This is a genomic window from Pseudomonas jessenii (genome assembly GCF_002236115.1).
GTDB lineage: Bacteria > Pseudomonadota > Gammaproteobacteria > Pseudomonadales > Pseudomonadaceae > Aquipseudomonas > Aquipseudomonas jessenii.
The window spans coordinates 107,172-123,451 of record NZ_NIWT01000009.1; the positions used below are offsets into that span (position 1 = coordinate 107,172).

A 16,280-nucleotide genomic window follows, 5' to 3' on the forward strand; every position below is an offset into this window, starting at 1 on the left:
GCAGGAGCTGGCGTGGGCCGGCTCCTGCCCAATGCATCGATCAGAATTTTTCCGGGATGTACTTGAACGGATAGTTCGGATCCCGATAGTTTCCGGGACTTTGGCGTTTTGGCAGTTTCACTTTTGCCCGCGGTATTTCTTCATAAGGAATACTGTTCAGCACATCACTGATGATGTTCAGTCGCGCCCGTCGCTTGTCATTCGAGTTGGCGACCCGCCACGGGGCGAATTCGGTGTCGGTGAATTTGAACATGTCGTCCCGGGCACGGGAGTAGTCGTACCAGCGGTTATAGGACTTGAGGTCCATGGGTGACAGCTTCCAGATCTTGCGCCCGTCGGTGATACGCGACTTGAGGCGTCGGGTCTGCTCCTCCTGGCTCACTTCAAGCCAGTATTTGATCAGGATGATTCCCGATTCGACCAGTGCCTGCTCGACGCGCGGCACCCCGGTGAGAAAGGTGTGCACCTGCTCGTCGCTGCAGAACCCCATGACCCGCTCGACACCGGCGCGGTTGTACCAGCTGCGATCGAAGATCACCACTTCACCGGCCGCCGGCAGGTGCGGCAGATAACGTTGTACATACATCTGGCTTTTTTCCCGCTCGGTCGGTGCCGGCAGCGCCATCACCCGGAACACCCGCGGACTGACCCGTTCGGTCAACGCCTTGATTGTCCCGCCCTTGCCGGCGCCATCACGGCCCTCAAAGACAATGCAGACCTTGGCGCCCGAGTGCTGCACCCACTCCTGCAGCTTGACCATCTCGACATGCAGCCGCGCCAGTTCCTCGAGATAATCCTTGTTCTTGAGCTTGCCGCTTTCGACCGGTTTGCTTTTGGTTGCCGCCTTCTTCTTTGCCATGCCCGTTACCTCCTTCAATGCGTCACATAGCGTCCGGAACGCGCCCGGCCGCGTTCATTCAGCGTCGGCTGCGCTGGTAATGTTCAACAGCCTGTTCCAGGTTCAAGAACATCCGGGCCTCGCCCAGCGTATGGCCCAAGGGTGCCTTGATGACCATGTCCCATACGCCCGGACTCATGCCCACCAGCCACAGTGAAATGCCTTTCTCACTCATGCGCTGCTCCGCGCCGGTGAGCATTTTCAGCGCGGTGTATTCCAGGTCGAACACACTGCGCAGGTCCAGGACCACAACCTTGGGATTCGCCACGTCAATCAGCGGCCGGATCTTGTCGGCGATGCGCTCGGCATTGGCGAAGAACACCCGTCCTTCGGGCCTGAGCAACAGCAATCCGTCAAAGTGTTCGTCGTCTTCGTTGTCGGTGGCCTGCGGACGATAGACGTTGGTACCGGGCTTGCGTCCAAGTACGTGCACGGGCGGGTCGGAGACCTGGTAGGCCAGGGCCAGCAACGAGACGATAATCGCCACGACGATCCCTTGCAGCGTGCCCAGCAGCATCACGCCGATCATGGCCACCACGGCCCAGGCAAATTCGGTACGGCGAACCGACAGGATTTCGCGAAATTGCGCCGGTTCGATCAGGCCCACCGAATACACGATCACTACGGCGGCGAGCGTGGCGTTGGGCATCAGGCCAATGAGCGGTGCCAGCAGCAGGCAAGTGCCCAGCGCCAGTGCGGCGGTGACCAGTGCCGCCAGTTGCGAACGGGCGCCGGCCAGGCGGTTCACTGCCGTCTGGGTGGTCCCGCCACCGGCGACCATGGCCCCGAGAAACGCGCCACCGATGTTGGCAACGCCTGTGGCCAGCAGTTCCCGATTCGGTTGTGGCGCGGGCTCGTCACTGCGGGCGAAAGCGCGCCCCGCCGCGATGGTTTCGGTGAAACTCATCAGCGCGATACCCATCGCCGAGGACCACAGGGTTTCGGCCATCGACCAAACCGGCAGGGTCGGTGCGGGCAATCCGATCGGCACCACGCCCACGGCGGACACACCAAAGCGCTCCAGGCCAAACAGGCTCATGCCGATGATGCCAAGCGCCACCGCAATCAAAGGTGCGGGCAGCCGGGGCGTAAAACGCTTCATGCCCACCAGCAGCAGGACCATGAACACACCGACCGCCACGGTCGGCAGCGAGGCATGGCCGACGCTCTGGACCGTGGCCACCAGATTGTGCAGGAAGCCGCCTTTGTCGATGTGCGTGCCCAACAGCTTGGGCAATTGGTCGAGCACGATGACCACGCCGATGCCGGCCTTGAAACCCACCAGTACCGGCTCGGAAATGAAATTGGCGACGAAACCCAGGCGCAGCAACCCCGCGACAATCAGGATCGCACCCACCATCAGGGCCAGCGTGGCGGAACCGGCGAGCAAGGTCGCCGCATCGCCATCGGGGCTGATCTGGCCCAACGCGGAGCCGGCAAGAATGGCCAGGGTGGTCGTGGTGCTGACGCTAAGCGGGCGCGACGTGCCGAGCACGGCATAGATCACCATCGGTACCAGCGCCGTGTACAGCCCGACCTGCACCGGCAGGCCGGCAATGGTGGCGTACGCCAGCGCCTTGGGAATGACCACGGCCGCTGCCGTCAGCCCGGCGACCACATCGCTGCGCAGCCAGTCTGGCCGGTAGCTGCCGAGCCACTCCGGGATCAACAGGCTGCGCAAGGTTCTCCGCTGTGGAGTGCCTGGAATCCGCTCTTGCGGATGGCTGCCTTGTTGATTCATCGGTCACTCCAGTGGCAAATCTTCCATGCGGATGATGAGTGGGCTCGACAGACCGCACAATCCTTTAACTGCACGCGCAACCATTGCAAACCCTCAAAGGCATCGAAGCGCGTGTGCCGGCGGGCAATCAGCTCAGGTTGAGGAAATTCCAAGGGTGGGGCATGGGTTGAATACACCGGCAAACGTCCGGGCAATCGGGCTCGGTAGATTACAAATGTAGCCGGTTTGCGGGGCGATGAAGGGATTCGTTGATTGAGCCCGAATACCTCCAACACGTCCTTCCTGAAAGTGGAAGCCTCGTATGGACGACGTCATGAAAGCGATAAATGAGCTATACCCGCTAATTCTCCCCATTGCAGTTCTTCAACTCAGGAGTTTGGCAATGAAGCTCAAAACCTCACTGGCAGCACTCGTGGTTGCGGCAAGCCTTTTCGGCTGCACTACTTCTTCGACCCACGGCGTGAACGTTAACCTGGTCGCCACCCGGCAAAACGCCGGTCAGATCGGCACCGTCACCTTGACCGACTGGGACAAGAAAACGGGGCTCAGTTTCTTCATCAGCGGTGCTCCAATGGGGGTTACGCTGCCCCTGCGTCTTTACTCTTTCATCAATAACGGCACCTGCCAGCAACCCGGGTCAGTCGCCTACGCGATGAACGACACCGTCAACACCGAACGCCAACCCGTACGCGGCTGGTCTTTTACCAGAACCGCGCCTGTGCCGTTGCAAACCCTGCTTGACGGCAAGTATTCGGTGGTCGTGCGAACGGCTTCGACCGATGGCAACGTCGATATTTTTTGCGGGGATATCAAGGCAACAGAACCGGTGAAATAGCCGCGGCCATTGCAGGCCGCCCACGCCCCGGTACCGCTCGTGCCACCCGTTGTGCGGTGCGAGCGGTGGCGTCGGGTGAACGGAGCCGGCGGCGACAGTGGCAACAACCGGTAACAAACCTGTCATTAGTCACTGATAACGTCCTAGCGCTTTCCCGAACCGCATCCGTTCGAACTCCGATCGGCAGCTCCCCGTACCGGGCTTTGCCCAACCGCTCAAGGTGACACTACAGGTGTACTCAAGCACGACGCGCAAGCAAATCATCATCAGGTCCAACGACATGAGCTGTGACGACTTTGGCGCGTTGTTCTTGAACCTGTTCGGCAACCTTTACTCCGACTCTGCGCCGCCGCCAAAAAGCATCAGCATCGGCGGGGTCTACGGCAGACACGAAGGTGTCAGCTTTCGTCGCATGCACTTTCACGGTGACTTCACGGTAGCATTTCCCGCCCCCCTTGATGAAATCACGTTCGTCATTCCCACCGCCGGCAAGATCATCTTCAACCACGTCACCGAGTCGGTTGGCTTCGCCCAGATCGGCCTGGCCATCGACAAGGCCGAGGTCCGCTCGGCGCGCTTTGTCGACAATCATGCGCAGCACGGGATTTCGATCAGCCGGGCGCTGATCACCGAACGACTGTCGATGTTGCTCGGCAAGCCGATCCTGCAAAAAATCTGTTTTGAGCCCGTGGTGGATCTGAGCGTACCCGCCTTGCAGGGCATCAAGGCGCTGGTGGACCTGGCCACCGGAACCGAGTTCGACCTGCTGATCAATACGGGCTCGCTGATGCCCTCACGCCTTCGCGAAATGCTGGTCGACGCGGTGCTCGAAACCTGGCCGCACAACTTCACCGAGGCCCTTCAGCGCCCCTCCCCACTGATAGCGCCGCGACATGTGAAGCTGGCCGTCGAGTACATTCAGGCGCATCCCGACCGACTGTCCAGCGGTACCGAACTGGCGCAATTGACCAACGTCAGCCTGCGCGCATTGCAGGAGGGTTTTCAGCGTTTCATGGGCACCTCGATCGTCGCCTATCAGCGCCAGGTACGCCTGGAGCGCGCCTTTGCCGCGCTGTCCCAGGGTGTGTCGCCTTCGGTCACGGACGTGGCCTTGCAACACGGCTTCAGCAATGTCGGCCGGTTTTGCCAGTATTTCCAGAGTGCCTACGGCATCAGTCCCGCAGACGTGAGAAAGGGGCTGCGAACGCGACCCATGGCGACCAATTGAGGATGTGTGGGAGCGAGCTTGCTCGCGATGGCGTAGTGACATTCAACATCCATGTCGACTGACACGGCCTCTTCGCGAGCAAGCTCGCTCCCACCATTGATCGGTGTCGAACACAAATCCCGCGTACGACAAAAAACCACTGTGGGAGCGAGCTTGCTCGCGATGGCGGTATGTCAGCCACCCTCTTCGTCGGCTGCTAGTCCGCCTTCGCGAGCAAGCTCGATCCCACAGATTGTTTGATCTGATCGTCAGAACAGATAACTGGCCTTCAGGCCGCCATTGAAGCCGTGGCTGTCGCCGCCACCACTGGCGCCGACTTGCGCCCCTACGCTCCACGGACCAAGGTTGGCCATGACGTTGACGCCACCAGTGAACTGGTCACGGTTGTCGAAGGCGGCTTGCTGTTCGATGTCCAGGCCCAGCAGTTGCCCTTCGCTGTCGACTTCATGGTCGCCCAACACATGCTCGTAGCCCACTTGCACACCCGGCACCACTTGCCAGGCACCGAGGCTGACAGGTGCAAAGGATGCGTTGAGGTTGGCCACCGCGCTCGTGCGGGTCTCGTGGATGCCGTCGACGTCCAGGGCCAGTTCGCTGCCCTTTTCCTGGAAGCCCGACAGGTTGACGTGGCTGACCCGCACGCCGAGGCTCGGTTCGAGGGTCACGCCGTTCACCGGCACACGGTAACCGAGCGCCAGGGTCGCGCCGGTGAGGTTGCCATGGCTGTCGCCCCTGGCCGTGCCCAGACCGCCGCCGAGTTCTCGCTTGCTCTCGTAATCGAGATAGCCGGCACTGGCATTGGCATCCACAAACAGGCCACGTTCCAGACCGTTCGGCGCAAAGCGTGCGCCGACGCTGAAGAAGGTCAGGTCGGTATCGGCCTCGCCACCAGCACCACCGACATTGCCGCTGCTGTAGCCGAAGCCGGCATGGGCGCTGAGCTGTTCGGAAAAGCGCTGGGTCAGGCCAATCATCATGCCCTGGCTATGCTCGTTGCTGCTGGAGGCCTGGGACGAACCATCCGTGCCCAGGTACCCCGCCAGGGCGGTGCTCCACAGGCGATATTGCCCGGCCTTGAGGTCGATGCCGCTGGTGAACGGCGCGGCGGCCTGTTCGATCATCGCGCCCTGACGCAGCAGGTAGCTCGCGGCGTCGGCGTGCACCTGACCGCCGACGGTGGACTCCACGCCCCCGAGGCTGCGGGCATCGATGGCCGACTGCAGGTAGTAGTTGTAGGCGCTGTAGGTGCCCGACAGGTTGCTGTTCTGCAGTTGTTGCAACAACTGCGCGCCGGCCGCAGCGTTGCCGGCCAGGTCCGCTGCGCCAGGCAGGCTGTTGTAGAACACCATCTTGCCGCGCAGCACGTAGATGGTTTCCTGGGACAGGCCGAGGCCTTGCTTGAGGTAGTTATCCATCGTGCCGTACTGCGCAGTCACCTCGTCCAGGCCGGCTTGCAGATAACTGGCCTCCACACCGATCAGCGGCCCATAGATGGTCGCCAGGCTCGGTGGCAGCGCCGCCAGGGTCGCCTGGATACGCGCAGCGGTGTAGTCGTTGGTCGCCAGGTAGTTGCTCATGATGGTGGCATCGTCGACCCCGGCGATACTTTGCAGCACAGCGGCGGTCCAGCCCGTACGGTCCTTGCCGGCGGTGCAATGGAACAGCGCGGCGCCGTCGACCGTGGCCAGCTCATTGAACAGCTGGTTGAACTCGCTGCGCATCCCCGGGTTGCGGACGAAATCACGGTTGGTGTCCTGCATCATGGCGGTGGCTTCGGCGGCGCTGTGGAACGCAACGTTGGTGATGTTCGCACCCGACGTGGAGCCACCGATGATGTCGATGTTGGTGTACGTCGCACCCGTGGGCATCGTGTCGGGCGTGGCGGCGATTTCGGTTGGCGTGCGCAGGTCGTAGACCGCCTTGATGCCCATACCGTTGAGGGTTGCCAGATCCGCCGCCGACGGCGTCAGCGCGTTGGAGCGGTAAAACACCCCGCCACGCATCGTGCCGTCATTGGCCGTGGAATACGCGGTGGTGAGACCGGCGACATCGCGCATGTTATCGATGCTCTTCAGGCGAGGAGTGTTGAGGGGGACAGTCTCGGCCGCCTGGGCGGCAGCGATGGACAGGCTCAAAACAGACAGCGAACACACAAGTCGTTGGAACACAGTGCAGCCTCATTGAAATCGCGTTGGGCTGACTAATATCTACAATGAAATGGCGTTGAACATGACAAATCGCCCACGAACGCAAATCACTGCGCGATATGTCCCGGCGGCTCGTTTTCTGTCCGTGTAATGCCCGCTGGGGGGCTGGTTGTGAGTGATGTGCCTGGCGGGGAACGAGGTGTGTGGTGGCCGGGGGTCAATTTCCAGGTATAAAAAAACCCGCCTTCCAGCGGGTTTTTTGCTTTTCAGAAACTGATCTGTCGCCGCGAACTCAATGGGTTTTTTTCGAAGTCGACTGCCCGGCTTTACTCAAGCCCTTGGTGTTGTGCTCACCCGGCGTCGAGGCCGAAATAGCCCTGGCTTTGGAGATGCCGCGAGTATCTTTGGAATGGGCGATGCCTGAGGTCGTGGTGCCATGACCGTTATCATCGTTGCGCTCACTACCGTAGTGGTTCCCGCTCAGGCCATGGTCGCGCACGGATTTGCCGGCATGGTCGCTGTTCAGCCCGTTGCCGCGGCCGTTACTGCCGGAGTGGCCTGTACCGGCGTGTCCGCCCCCCATACCGCCGCCGTGGCCTGCGCCGTTTCCGCCGCCATTACCACCGCCATTACCACCGCCATTTCCGCCACCGCCGCCGCCACCGTTTCCACCGCCACCGCCATCCTTCGCGTATGCGGAACCCATGATCGACAGGCCATCAGGGAGTAACGGAGCGGCTGCAAGCATCATGGCGCATGACATTACAGCAACGAGACTCTTGTTTTTAAAAAGCATGATTGCTTCCGTAGGAGGTTGATATCGCGTGACGTATGACGCGATATCCCTGGAACAGTTCAAGTGCCACGACAGACGGCTGGAGCACCCTCAGTCAACGGGAAGACCTTCCACACGTTAATCAAACGCACCGTCGAGAATTTCATAGACAAGCCCGGTGGCCAGCGCAACCAGGATCAGGTCCGTACCGACTTGCTGCCATTCGTAGCCATCGTAGTGGGGCAGCCTGCCGACCAGCCGGCCATCCAGTTTTTTGGCGATGCCGGGTGGAAGCGGCTTGCCACGGGCAAGGTTCTTTTGAATGCCCGGTGGCAAATCAGGCCCGGGGCTCCAGTAGCCCGTGTTCACGCCAATGATCTGGAGCACGCTGCTGCGGTTGATGCTCGGGCCATTGCTCCAGTCCCCGCCGCCGGAATTCTTGTTCTTGTTGCCATGACTGCCCTGGTTGCCATGGTTGACCTTCCCGCCACCTTGGCCGTTACCGGGATCAGCCAGCGCCGTCGCCGAGCCGCTGATCAGGGTCAAACAGGTGATTGCTGCAATCAAAGATCGAGACCTGAACATGAGTCACTCCTTCGTGGTGGGAAATGTTCCCTGAAATTTAGACGCTATTGACGTAGTTGGTTCCATCGAGTCACAGAGCCATGAACCGTCTGCGCTCATCCGCTCGAAGCCAGGTTTCACGTCCGGGCATTCGCCGCAACGTTCTTCGATGTGAATCCACGCTTGATACGTCGCAGATACTTCAATGCGTGGCGCTGTTTCCCGATTGTTACCTCAGCGCCGCAGTTGTCACTTCTGCGCCGCCGAACTGGCCAATAGAGTATGGCCGTCGGTGTGGAACTGGGTCGTCGACTTGTCGGCCCGCGTTGGCACCGATCCCCCCATCACGGAAGAGGTGAATCATGAGTTTCGTCAAAGTGGAAAAAAACCAGAGCAGCGCCCCGTCGGATGCCGACATGAAAAAAGCCATGGTCGAGTCGGGCGGCAAGCCGGGCGAGGTCACCGGGACCAATGCCGCCCGCACCCTGACCTACACCGGCGTGGTCAATCATACGGTGTACGAGAACAAGCTGATCGAGATCGCCAAGGGCAAACGCACCAGCTGGAACTTCGTCTGGGCCGATGCCCGGGCCGCCTGAGGTCAAGGCGGGGCGGCCGATCGGCTGCCCCGCTGACCCGGCCCCTGATACACCCCCGATACCCGCTTGTAACACCAAGACACTTAGCCGCCCTGCCCCTCGCCCCTAGAGTGAAGCCGTCAATGGACTGCAGCGCCAAGCGCCAGCAGCCCATTGTTTGCCCAACACACCACCAAGGAAGAGGGAAACCATGAGCAAATCAATCGCTGTCAGCCAAAAGAGCCAGCAGCTTCACAATGATGTGCAAGAAGCCGTCAAGTCGATCATGGGTGCAACGCAACTGAAAGCGGCGGATTACGGCCGGGTACTGAGGTCGGCCCTGGCGGCTTCGCAAAAAACCGTCACCATCGAAATCGCCGCCGGCGACCTGGCGCAGCTCAAGAAGTCCGGCTACAAGCTGTGCTTCGCCAAGAAGGTGGGTGACGCCGACTACAACGTGGTCTGGCAGTCCTATGACGCTTACCTGAGCAACAACGAGTTCAGCTGGACGCCTCAATATCAGCTGTTTGCGTCCAACCTGTTCAAGGCAAATGTGCAGGTCAAAGTCTCGACCAACATCGTCAATATCGGCCTGGGGCAAACATCGACACTCGATGAGCACGGTCTGCTGAGTTCGGCGGTTACCGGGGGACCGAACATTTCCATGACCTTTGTAAACGACTACGCCCCCATCCATCCGGGTATCAACCAGTTATCTACCGGTATTGATGGCAATCAGGTCAGCACCCCCATTTACGTTGCGGTGGATCAGGTGGTTACCGGTGAAACCGTGCTGACGCCGGTGGAAACCATCCTCGTGTGGTTCGAACAGAACGTACAGACCAGCACCATGTTCAGTACCTCACGCTCCAAGGCGATCGAAATCGACTTGACGTTCGATAACACCGCAGGTCGCCTTTACGAAGGCGGTCAGTGGAAAACCGTGTAACCGTCATGCCAGGGCAACCTTGCGGTTGCCCTTTCACTCCTCTTTGCCCGCCGCGGCGAAGTAGCCCGTCAGCGAACGACAGATCGACTGCGCGAGGTCCTCCTGGGTGGCGATGCCATGGGGTCGATCACGATCGAACTGCGCCGACCAGCGAATCCGCCCCTGCGCCACATCCACCAGACGCAATGACGCTCGCACCCGCGAAGGCTCGACCCGCACGCTGCCCTCCAGGCAATAGCTGTAACGCCCGCCGCGCTTGAAGTCCGGTACCGGCTCGCTGTTGCGTGCCACCCGCATCAACACATGATTGGTCCCGGTCTGCGCCTGCTCGAACGACTCGAACAGTCGGCAGCTCAACTCCTCGCACAAACCCCGGGTAAAGTCATCGCCATCGCGGGTAAGGCAGGTAAACGGCTGGATCTGGACCACAGGATGGCGAGTGCCGACGCCCTTGGGCCGCAGCCGCTGGTAGGTCAAGCGATAACACCCGGGTGGAATGCTGAAGCGCACCGGGTCCTGCTGGCCGTTGCCGGCGTAATGCGCTGCGAGCTTGCGCCGCAAGCGCCCCACCTGCACTCGCACCACCGGATCGTCGCCCGTGCAATACACTGCCGGGTCACGACGGAACACCGCGATGCCGATGGCGTGTTCGGTCAGCGGCGTGTTGCACGCCTGAAGGTCGTGCTCGACCAGAAAGCGCAACAGACTGCCCATGCGCCTGGACTTGGCAAACAACGGGCTGACCAGCAACAGCGCCAGCACCCGCTCGATTTCTTCCCGATCGAGCGGCTCGGGACTCCCCGCCGCAGTCGAATCGGCCATGCTTTTGATCGCCATCGCCTGCCTCCGTGCAGGTTGCCGACAGGAATGGATGTCGCACTCCGTGATTACCCTTGCAGCGTGAGCAGGAATGGAACTCGGGCACTGCAACGACCAAGCGTAGCAGCCGTGTTGATATCGGCAGGCAATTGCGATGGTAGCAACCCGCCATCCGACGAACGTTCAATCTTGACGTCTGGAAAATTTGTAGGACTTGTCCCTTTGTGGCGAGGGAGCTCGCTCCCGCTGGGCTGCGAAGCGGCCCTGATCCTTTGCAACTCATTTCCTCAGACCCATCGCAGTGCCCGGTTTTACGGCGGCAGAGCCGCCGAACGGGAGCAAGCTCCCTCGCCACAGGGGTCATTTGGCGTCCTACAGGCCGGTTGCAGCACTGGAGATCGACACCTAATGTGCGCCCGTCGCTGACTTGAATTGGCGACAGGGTTTCGCAGCCCTGTAGAAGATGGAACACAGCTAAATGACAACTGTGGCAAAATTTGCCGCCGTTTCGTTTTATGGCGGCTGTGTGTGGGAGACCTTCGGGTCTGCCGGTTTCACTCTTCTCCGGTCTGCGAACCCGCACATAGCTGCCACCCATTTGTTTCGCAGCAAAAGGTGGCACTTCATGATCCTTTGAAGAGTTCTACCTTATGACAATGCAAAACCCGCCTCGCCGCTTCACCCCCATGAAACAAATCGCCACCAGCTACCCCGTCCTCCTCATCGACAGCGACGCCCCGCTGCGCGAGCTCCACAACTGCGCCGCCGAACGCCTGAACGCCGTCCTGCAATACCTCAACCTCATGGCCTGCACCAGCCTCCCCGACTACGCCGAAAACGACATCAACACCGTCACCAACATTTCGCGGATTCTGCTTCAGGATGTGCGGGATGTGTTTGGGGTGATTGAGCAGCGGGGATTTGAGGGGCCGAAGAAGCAGTGACATTGTTCACGCACAAAAAACCCGCACTTCTGCGGGTTTTCAATGGCCACCGTTCAGTTGTCTACAGCAGCCATCAGCAAACTGAAACGCGCTAAAACCGTTTTTGAGTAGCGTCTAAAAAGTTCATCTCCCCCCGGCCGATTCATTTAGACTCGGCCGTTGGCTCATGGGGCCAGGCCATGCCCTATAACGGATATCCAAGACAGCTGTTCATGAAAACAATAATTAGTTACTTGCGAAATAGTTACTGGAAAAGATGGATCCGCAAACACAAATGCAAAGTGGCGGGCGGTTTATTGTCGCTGCACAAAAGATCGACGGTGACCATAGAAGAAGGCGTGACGCTTGGGCATGTGGTCATAGAGTCAAAAAAGCTGGAAATTGGTGCGCATACTTATATCCGCAGTGACTGCGTCCTTTCGGCAGTCTCATCCATTGGCAGGTTTTGCTCCATTGGCAGCAGCTGTTTTATCGGCCAACAAAAGAGCTCGCATCCGTTGGACTGGCTCAGTTCACATCCCTTTCAATATACCGACACGGCGCTGGTTTACGACCCGGAGGTTGCGGACATCACGATTGGGCATGACGTCTGGATCGGCCATAGCGCGATGATCCTGGAAGGCGTGACCATAGGCACCGGCGCTGTCATCGCAACCCGCGCCCTGGTTGCCCATGACGTGCCACCGTACGCCATTGTTGCCGGCACCCCGGCAAAAGTTGTCAAGTATCGGCACACACCCGAGTTGATTGAAGCGCTGATCGACAGCAAGTGGTGGGATGTTGATGTCGAGGTACTCAAGACATTACCGCTCAATGATCCGCAAGCCACTTTATCTCTGTTGGCCACCCTGCAGAAAGAAACGCGCGCCGACTACCAACAGATCGAAATAACCCGCAAAGGGTGCAGTATTTCGTCTTGAGCATTGGAAATGACCAACACTGCACATTCAAGATGCCCGGCCAAACCAGATTCAAATTATAAAAAAACCCGCATCAGAGGCGGGTTTTAACGGCTGGATCCTGATGATCCCTGCCCAAAAAGCGGTTATCAGAAGTTCGCCGGTGTGTTGGCGCTGATGATTTCCGCCTCATCCGCCCCGATATTGCGAAACCGGTGCGGCAAGGTCGTCGGGAAGTAATAGCCGTCCCCGGCGTTGAGCACACTCACCTGGCCATCCACGGTCAACTCCACGGTACCCCGGGTCACCAACCCACACTCCTCGCCTTCGGAATGCACGATCGGCTCTTCGCCCGAGCTTGCGCCCGGTGCGTATTGCTCGCGCAGCAAGCGCATCTGCCGGCTTGGCACAGATGCGCCGATCAGCAGCAGGCGCAGGCCATGGCGGCCGAGGTCGGGCTGTTCGTTGGCGCGGAAGACGTACTGGTGTTCGCGCGGCGGCTGATCGAAGGTGAAGAAGTCGGCCAGGGACATGGGGATGCCCTCCAGCAATTTCTTCAGGGAGCTGACGGAAGGACTGACCCGATTCTGTTCGATCAGGGAGATGGTTGCATTGGTGACGCCGCTACGCCGGGCCAGCTCGCGCTGGGACAGTTTGTAGCTTTCGCGTACTAATTTGAGTCGTGAGCCCGTGTCCATGACAGCCTTATGTGCGTACCGCTTAAGGGTAATGGGGGTGGAGTGCGGGCGCGGATCACGCCGTTTTCCGGTCCCGGAAACGTGAAAGGCGGCTATTAAATCACGTTTGTTCGTAATGCTCAGCAGGTTCGATAAACGGCTGAAAAAAAGAACCTGTTGATGATAATTCTGAGTCAAGACACAAGACCTGTGGGAGCGAGCTTGCTCGCGATGGCGGCGGGTCAGTCAACATCAATGTCGAATGTCAGACCGCTATCGCGAGCAAGCTCGCTCCCACAGGGGGATTTGCTGTGTTGCTGAAATAAAAAACCGGCGGCACCTTTTTGGGGCAGCCGCCGGTGAGGTAAAACCTAGATCCCGAAACGGTCACGCAGCGAGTAGTACACCGCGCCGAGGGCGGTCAACGGCGCCGAGAAGGTACGCCCGCCGATCATCGGCATGTGCGGCAGCGAGGCAAACGCATCGAAGCGCTCAGCGTCGCCACGGATCATTTCCGAGATCAGTTTGCCGGCCAGGTGCGAACAGGTGACGCCGTGGCCGCTGTAGCCCTGCATGTAGTAGGCGTTTTTCTCGATACGGCCGAATTGCGGCATGCGCGACATGGTCAGCAGGAAGTTGCCGGTCCAGCGGTAGTCGATCTTCACGTCCTTCAATTGCGGGAAGGTCTTGAGGATCTTCGGGCGGATCAGTTGTTCGATGTCGTCCGGCTCGCGTGCACCGTAGACCACGCCGCCGCCGTACAGCAGGCGGTTGTCGGCGGTCAGGCGGTAGTAGTCGAGCAGGTAGTTGCAGTCTTCCACGCAGTAGTTGTTGGTGATCAGGCTTCGGGCCTGCTTTTCAGACAACGGCTCGGTGACGACGATCTGCGAACCGCACGGCATGCTCTTGCTGGTTACGCGGTTGTCCAGGCCCTGCGGCAGGTAGGCGTTACCGGCGATCAGCAGGTACTTGGCCTTCACCACGCCTTTGGCGGTGTGCACGGTGATGGGCTCGCCGTAGGTGATTTCCACCGCCGCCGATTGCTCGTAGATCTTGCCGCCCAGGCCGATGATGGCCGAGGCCTCGCCCAGGGCCAGGTTCAGCGGGTGAATGTGGCCGCCCTGCATGTCCAGCAGGCCGCCGACATAGGCATCGGAACCGATTTCGCGCTTGATGTCGGCCGCGTCGAGCATTTTCAGGTTCTTGTTGCCGTAACGTTCCCAGCTCTTCTTCTGTTCGGCCAGACCCTTGAGTTGCTTTTTGTTCATCGCCGCGAAGATGCCGCCGGGGCGGTAGTCGCACTGGATGTCGTAGTGCTGTATGCGCTGACGGATGATGTCGGCGCCTTCGAAGATCATGCTGCCGAGGACTTCGGCAGTCTTGTCGCCGTAGCGTTCTTCGATGACGTCGACGTCGCGGCTATAGGAGTTGACCAGTTGGCCGCCGTTGCGACCGCTGGCGCCGAAGCCGACTTTGGCCGCTTCGAGCACGGTCACGCTGTAGCCCGCTTCGGCGAGGAACAGGGCCGAGGACAGGCCGGTGTAGCCGGCGCCGATCACGCAGACGTCGCAGTCCACCGCCCCTTCCAGCACTGGGAAATCACCGGTGAAGTTGCGAGTGGCGGCGTAGTAGCTGTTTACATGTGCTTGTTTCATACAGTTCTCCGATGGCCGCCGACAGAGCCGGCGACCGTCGCTTTATTGTTATCAGAGCTTGATCCAGGTCGCCTTGAGTTCGGTGTACTTGTCGAACGCGTGCAGCGATTTGTCCCGACCATTACCCGACTGCTTGAACCCGCCGAACGGCGCGGTCATGTCGCCGCCGTCGTACTGGTTGACCCAGACGCTGCCGGCACGCAGGCCACGGGCGAAGGTGTGGGCCTTGCTCAGGTTGCTGGTCCATACACCGGCGGCCAGGCCGAAGATGCTGTCGTTGGCAATCGCCAGGGCTTCATCGAAGGTGTCGAAGGTGATGACCGACAGCACCGGGCCGAAGATTTCTTCCCGGGCGATGGTCATGGCGTTGGTCACGCCGTCGAAAATCGCCGGTTCCACGTACAGGCCACCGGTGTCTTCGAGGGTGCGGCTGCCGCCGGCGATCAGTTCGGCGCCCTGCTCTTTGCCGATGCCGATGTAGCGCAGTACGTTGTCCAGTTGACGCTGGTCGACGACCGCGCCGACGGTAGTCGCAGGGTCGAGGGCGTGGCCCGGTTTCCAGGCTTGCAGGGCTTCCACCAACAATGGAATGAACTGCTCGCGAATCGAACGCTCCACCAGCAAGCGAGAACCGGCAGTGCAGACTTCACCCTGGTTGAAGGCGATGCCACTGGCCGCCGCCTGTGCTGCCGCGCGTAGATCCGGCGCGTCGGCGAACACCACGTTCGGGCTCTTGCCCCCGGCTTCGGCCCAGACGCGTTTCATGTTGCTCTGCCCGGCGTAGACCATCAGCTGCTTGGCAATCGCCGTGGAGCCGGTGAAGGCCAGCACGTCGACGTCCATGTGCAACGCCAGCGCCTTGCCAACGGTGTGGCCGTAGCCCGGCAGGACGTTGAACACACCTTTCGGGATGCCGGCATCCAGCGCCAGCTGCGCGATGCGGATCGCGGTCAGCGGGGACTTTTCCGAAGGCTTGAGGATGAACGAGTTGCCCATCGCCAGAGCCGGGGCGAATTTCCAGCTGGCCATGATCAGCGGGAAGTTCCACGGCACGATGGCCGCTACCACGCCGGCCGCTTCGCGGGTCACCAGGCCCAGTTGATCCTGGGGCGTGGCGGCGACTTCGTCGTAGATCTTGTCGATGGCTTCGGCGGTCCAGCGGATCGCGTTGGCGGTCGCCGGAATGTCGATGCTCATGGAGTCGCTGATCGGCTTGCCCATGTCGAGGGTTTCGAGCAGGGCCAGTTCTTCCTGGTTCGCCAGGATCAGGTCGGCGAAACGGATCAGGATGCGCTTGCGCTCGGCCGGGGCCAGGTTGGCCCACACGCCGGATTCGAAGGTGCGGCGCGCCACGGCGACCGCTGCATTGGCGTCGGCTTCGTCGGTGCTGGCGACGTTCGCCAGGAAACGACCGTCCACGGGGCTGATGCATTCGAACGTCGCGCCGCTGGCGGCCGCGCAGTATTGGCCGTCAATGAATGCGCGACCTTCGATGGTTAGGGACTGGAAGCGCTGCTCCCAATCGCTGCGAGTGTTTGTCATGGTTGTGACTCGACGCAGGGGAATAAGAA

The 16,280-nt window shown here is 60.4% G+C and carries 15 protein-coding genes; 6 read left to right on the plus strand and 9 right to left on the minus strand.

All coding sequences use genetic code 11. The features are described 5' to 3' along the window. Positions 1–40: 40 nt before the first annotated feature. Together ppk2 and PSJE_RS27225 are read right to left on the minus strand one after the other, a co-directional pair. The gene (gene ppk2, locus PSJE_RS27220) at positions 41–859 is read right to left on the minus strand and encodes a polyphosphate kinase 2 (protein ID WP_090456147.1); all 819 of its coding nucleotides are present in this window, start codon (positions 857–859) and stop codon (positions 41–43) included. A gap of 58 nt (positions 860–917) precedes the next feature. Further along, positions 918–2,639, minus strand: coding sequence for a SulP family inorganic anion transporter (locus PSJE_RS27225; RefSeq protein WP_090456149.1), 1,722 nt, complete (start codon positions 2,637–2,639; stop codon positions 918–920). Between the two features lie 382 nt (positions 2,640–3,021). On the opposite strand from PSJE_RS27225, the gene PSJE_RS27230 reads away from it, so the two are divergent. Beyond that, entirely contained in the window at positions 3,022–3,474 is a 453-nt protein-coding gene (locus PSJE_RS27230) for a hypothetical protein (RefSeq protein ID WP_090456151.1), read from the plus strand. Positions 3,475–3,754: 280 nt separating this feature from the next. Continuing rightward, complete coding sequence (locus tag PSJE_RS27235; protein WP_224795428.1) at positions 3,755–4,702, plus strand: helix-turn-helix transcriptional regulator; 948 nt, start codon at positions 3,755–3,757, stop codon at positions 4,700–4,702. Between the two features lie 248 nt (positions 4,703–4,950). Here PSJE_RS27235 and PSJE_RS27240 read toward each other — a convergent pair whose 3' ends face one another. The 3 genes from PSJE_RS27240 to PSJE_RS27250 form a co-directional block, all read right to left on the minus strand. After that, positions 4,951–6,870: a tyrosine-protein phosphatase gene (locus PSJE_RS27240; RefSeq protein WP_090456154.1), complete on the minus strand. Its 1,920-nt coding sequence runs from the start codon at positions 6,868–6,870 to the stop codon at positions 4,951–4,953. A 271-nt stretch (positions 6,871–7,141) separates the two neighbouring features. Beyond that, positions 7,142–7,645: a hypothetical protein gene (locus PSJE_RS31460; RefSeq protein WP_191622236.1), complete on the minus strand. Its 504-nt coding sequence runs from the start codon at positions 7,643–7,645 to the stop codon at positions 7,142–7,144. A 117-nt stretch (positions 7,646–7,762) separates the two neighbouring features. Further along, a complete protein-coding gene (locus PSJE_RS27250; protein WP_090456156.1) occupies positions 7,763–8,209 on the minus strand; it encodes an anti-virulence regulator CigR family protein in 447 nt (148 codons plus the stop codon). A 341-nt stretch (positions 8,210–8,550) separates the two neighbouring features. Between PSJE_RS27250 and PSJE_RS27255 the strand changes: the two genes are divergently transcribed. Together PSJE_RS27255 and PSJE_RS27260 are read left to right on the plus strand one after the other, a co-directional pair. Next, positions 8,551–8,787: a hypothetical protein gene (locus PSJE_RS27255; RefSeq protein ID WP_090456158.1), complete on the plus strand. Its 237-nt coding sequence runs from the start codon at positions 8,551–8,553 to the stop codon at positions 8,785–8,787. Positions 8,788–8,977: 190 nt separating this feature from the next. Further along, positions 8,978–9,715 carry a hypothetical protein gene (locus PSJE_RS27260; protein WP_090456159.1) on the plus strand — a complete coding sequence of 246 codons (738 nt, stop codon included), beginning with the start codon at positions 8,978–8,980 and terminating at the stop codon, positions 9,713–9,715. Between the two features lie 33 nt (positions 9,716–9,748). On the opposite strand, the gene PSJE_RS27265 is transcribed toward PSJE_RS27260, so the two are convergent. Next, the gene (locus PSJE_RS27265) at positions 9,749–10,552 is read right to left on the minus strand and encodes a hypothetical protein (protein ID WP_090456161.1); all 804 of its coding nucleotides are present in this window, start codon (positions 10,550–10,552) and stop codon (positions 9,749–9,751) included. A 632-nt stretch (positions 10,553–11,184) separates the two neighbouring features. Here PSJE_RS27265 and PSJE_RS27270 point away from each other — a divergent pair. Both PSJE_RS27270 and PSJE_RS27275 read left to right on the plus strand, forming a co-directional pair. Further along, on the plus strand, positions 11,185–11,478 hold the full coding sequence (locus PSJE_RS27270; RefSeq protein ID WP_056727952.1) for a hypothetical protein: 294 nt from the start codon (positions 11,185–11,187) through the stop codon (positions 11,476–11,478). A gap of 212 nt (positions 11,479–11,690) precedes the next feature. After that, positions 11,691–12,398 (plus strand): CatB-related O-acetyltransferase, encoded by a 708-nt coding sequence (locus tag PSJE_RS27275; RefSeq protein WP_154863363.1) that lies wholly within the window; start codon positions 11,691–11,693, stop codon positions 12,396–12,398. Positions 12,399–12,526: 128 nt separating this feature from the next. Here the strand turns inward: PSJE_RS27275 and PSJE_RS27280 are convergent, their stop codons facing one another. The 3 genes from PSJE_RS27280 to PSJE_RS27290 all read right to left on the minus strand — a co-directional run bounded on the left by PSJE_RS27280 (position 12,527) and on the right by PSJE_RS27290 (position 16,251). Next, positions 12,527–13,075 (minus strand): cupin domain-containing protein, encoded by a 549-nt coding sequence (locus tag PSJE_RS27280; RefSeq protein WP_007975263.1) that lies wholly within the window; start codon positions 13,073–13,075, stop codon positions 12,527–12,529. A 350-nt stretch (positions 13,076–13,425) separates the two neighbouring features. Further along, positions 13,426–14,709: an NAD(P)/FAD-dependent oxidoreductase gene (locus tag PSJE_RS27285; protein WP_090456163.1), complete on the minus strand. Its 1,284-nt coding sequence runs from the start codon at positions 14,707–14,709 to the stop codon at positions 13,426–13,428. Positions 14,710–14,760: 51 nt separating this feature from the next. Further along, a complete protein-coding gene (locus PSJE_RS27290) occupies positions 14,761–16,251 on the minus strand; it encodes an aldehyde dehydrogenase (RefSeq protein WP_090456165.1) in 1,491 nt (496 codons plus the stop codon). Positions 16,252–16,280: the final 29 nt, after the last annotated feature.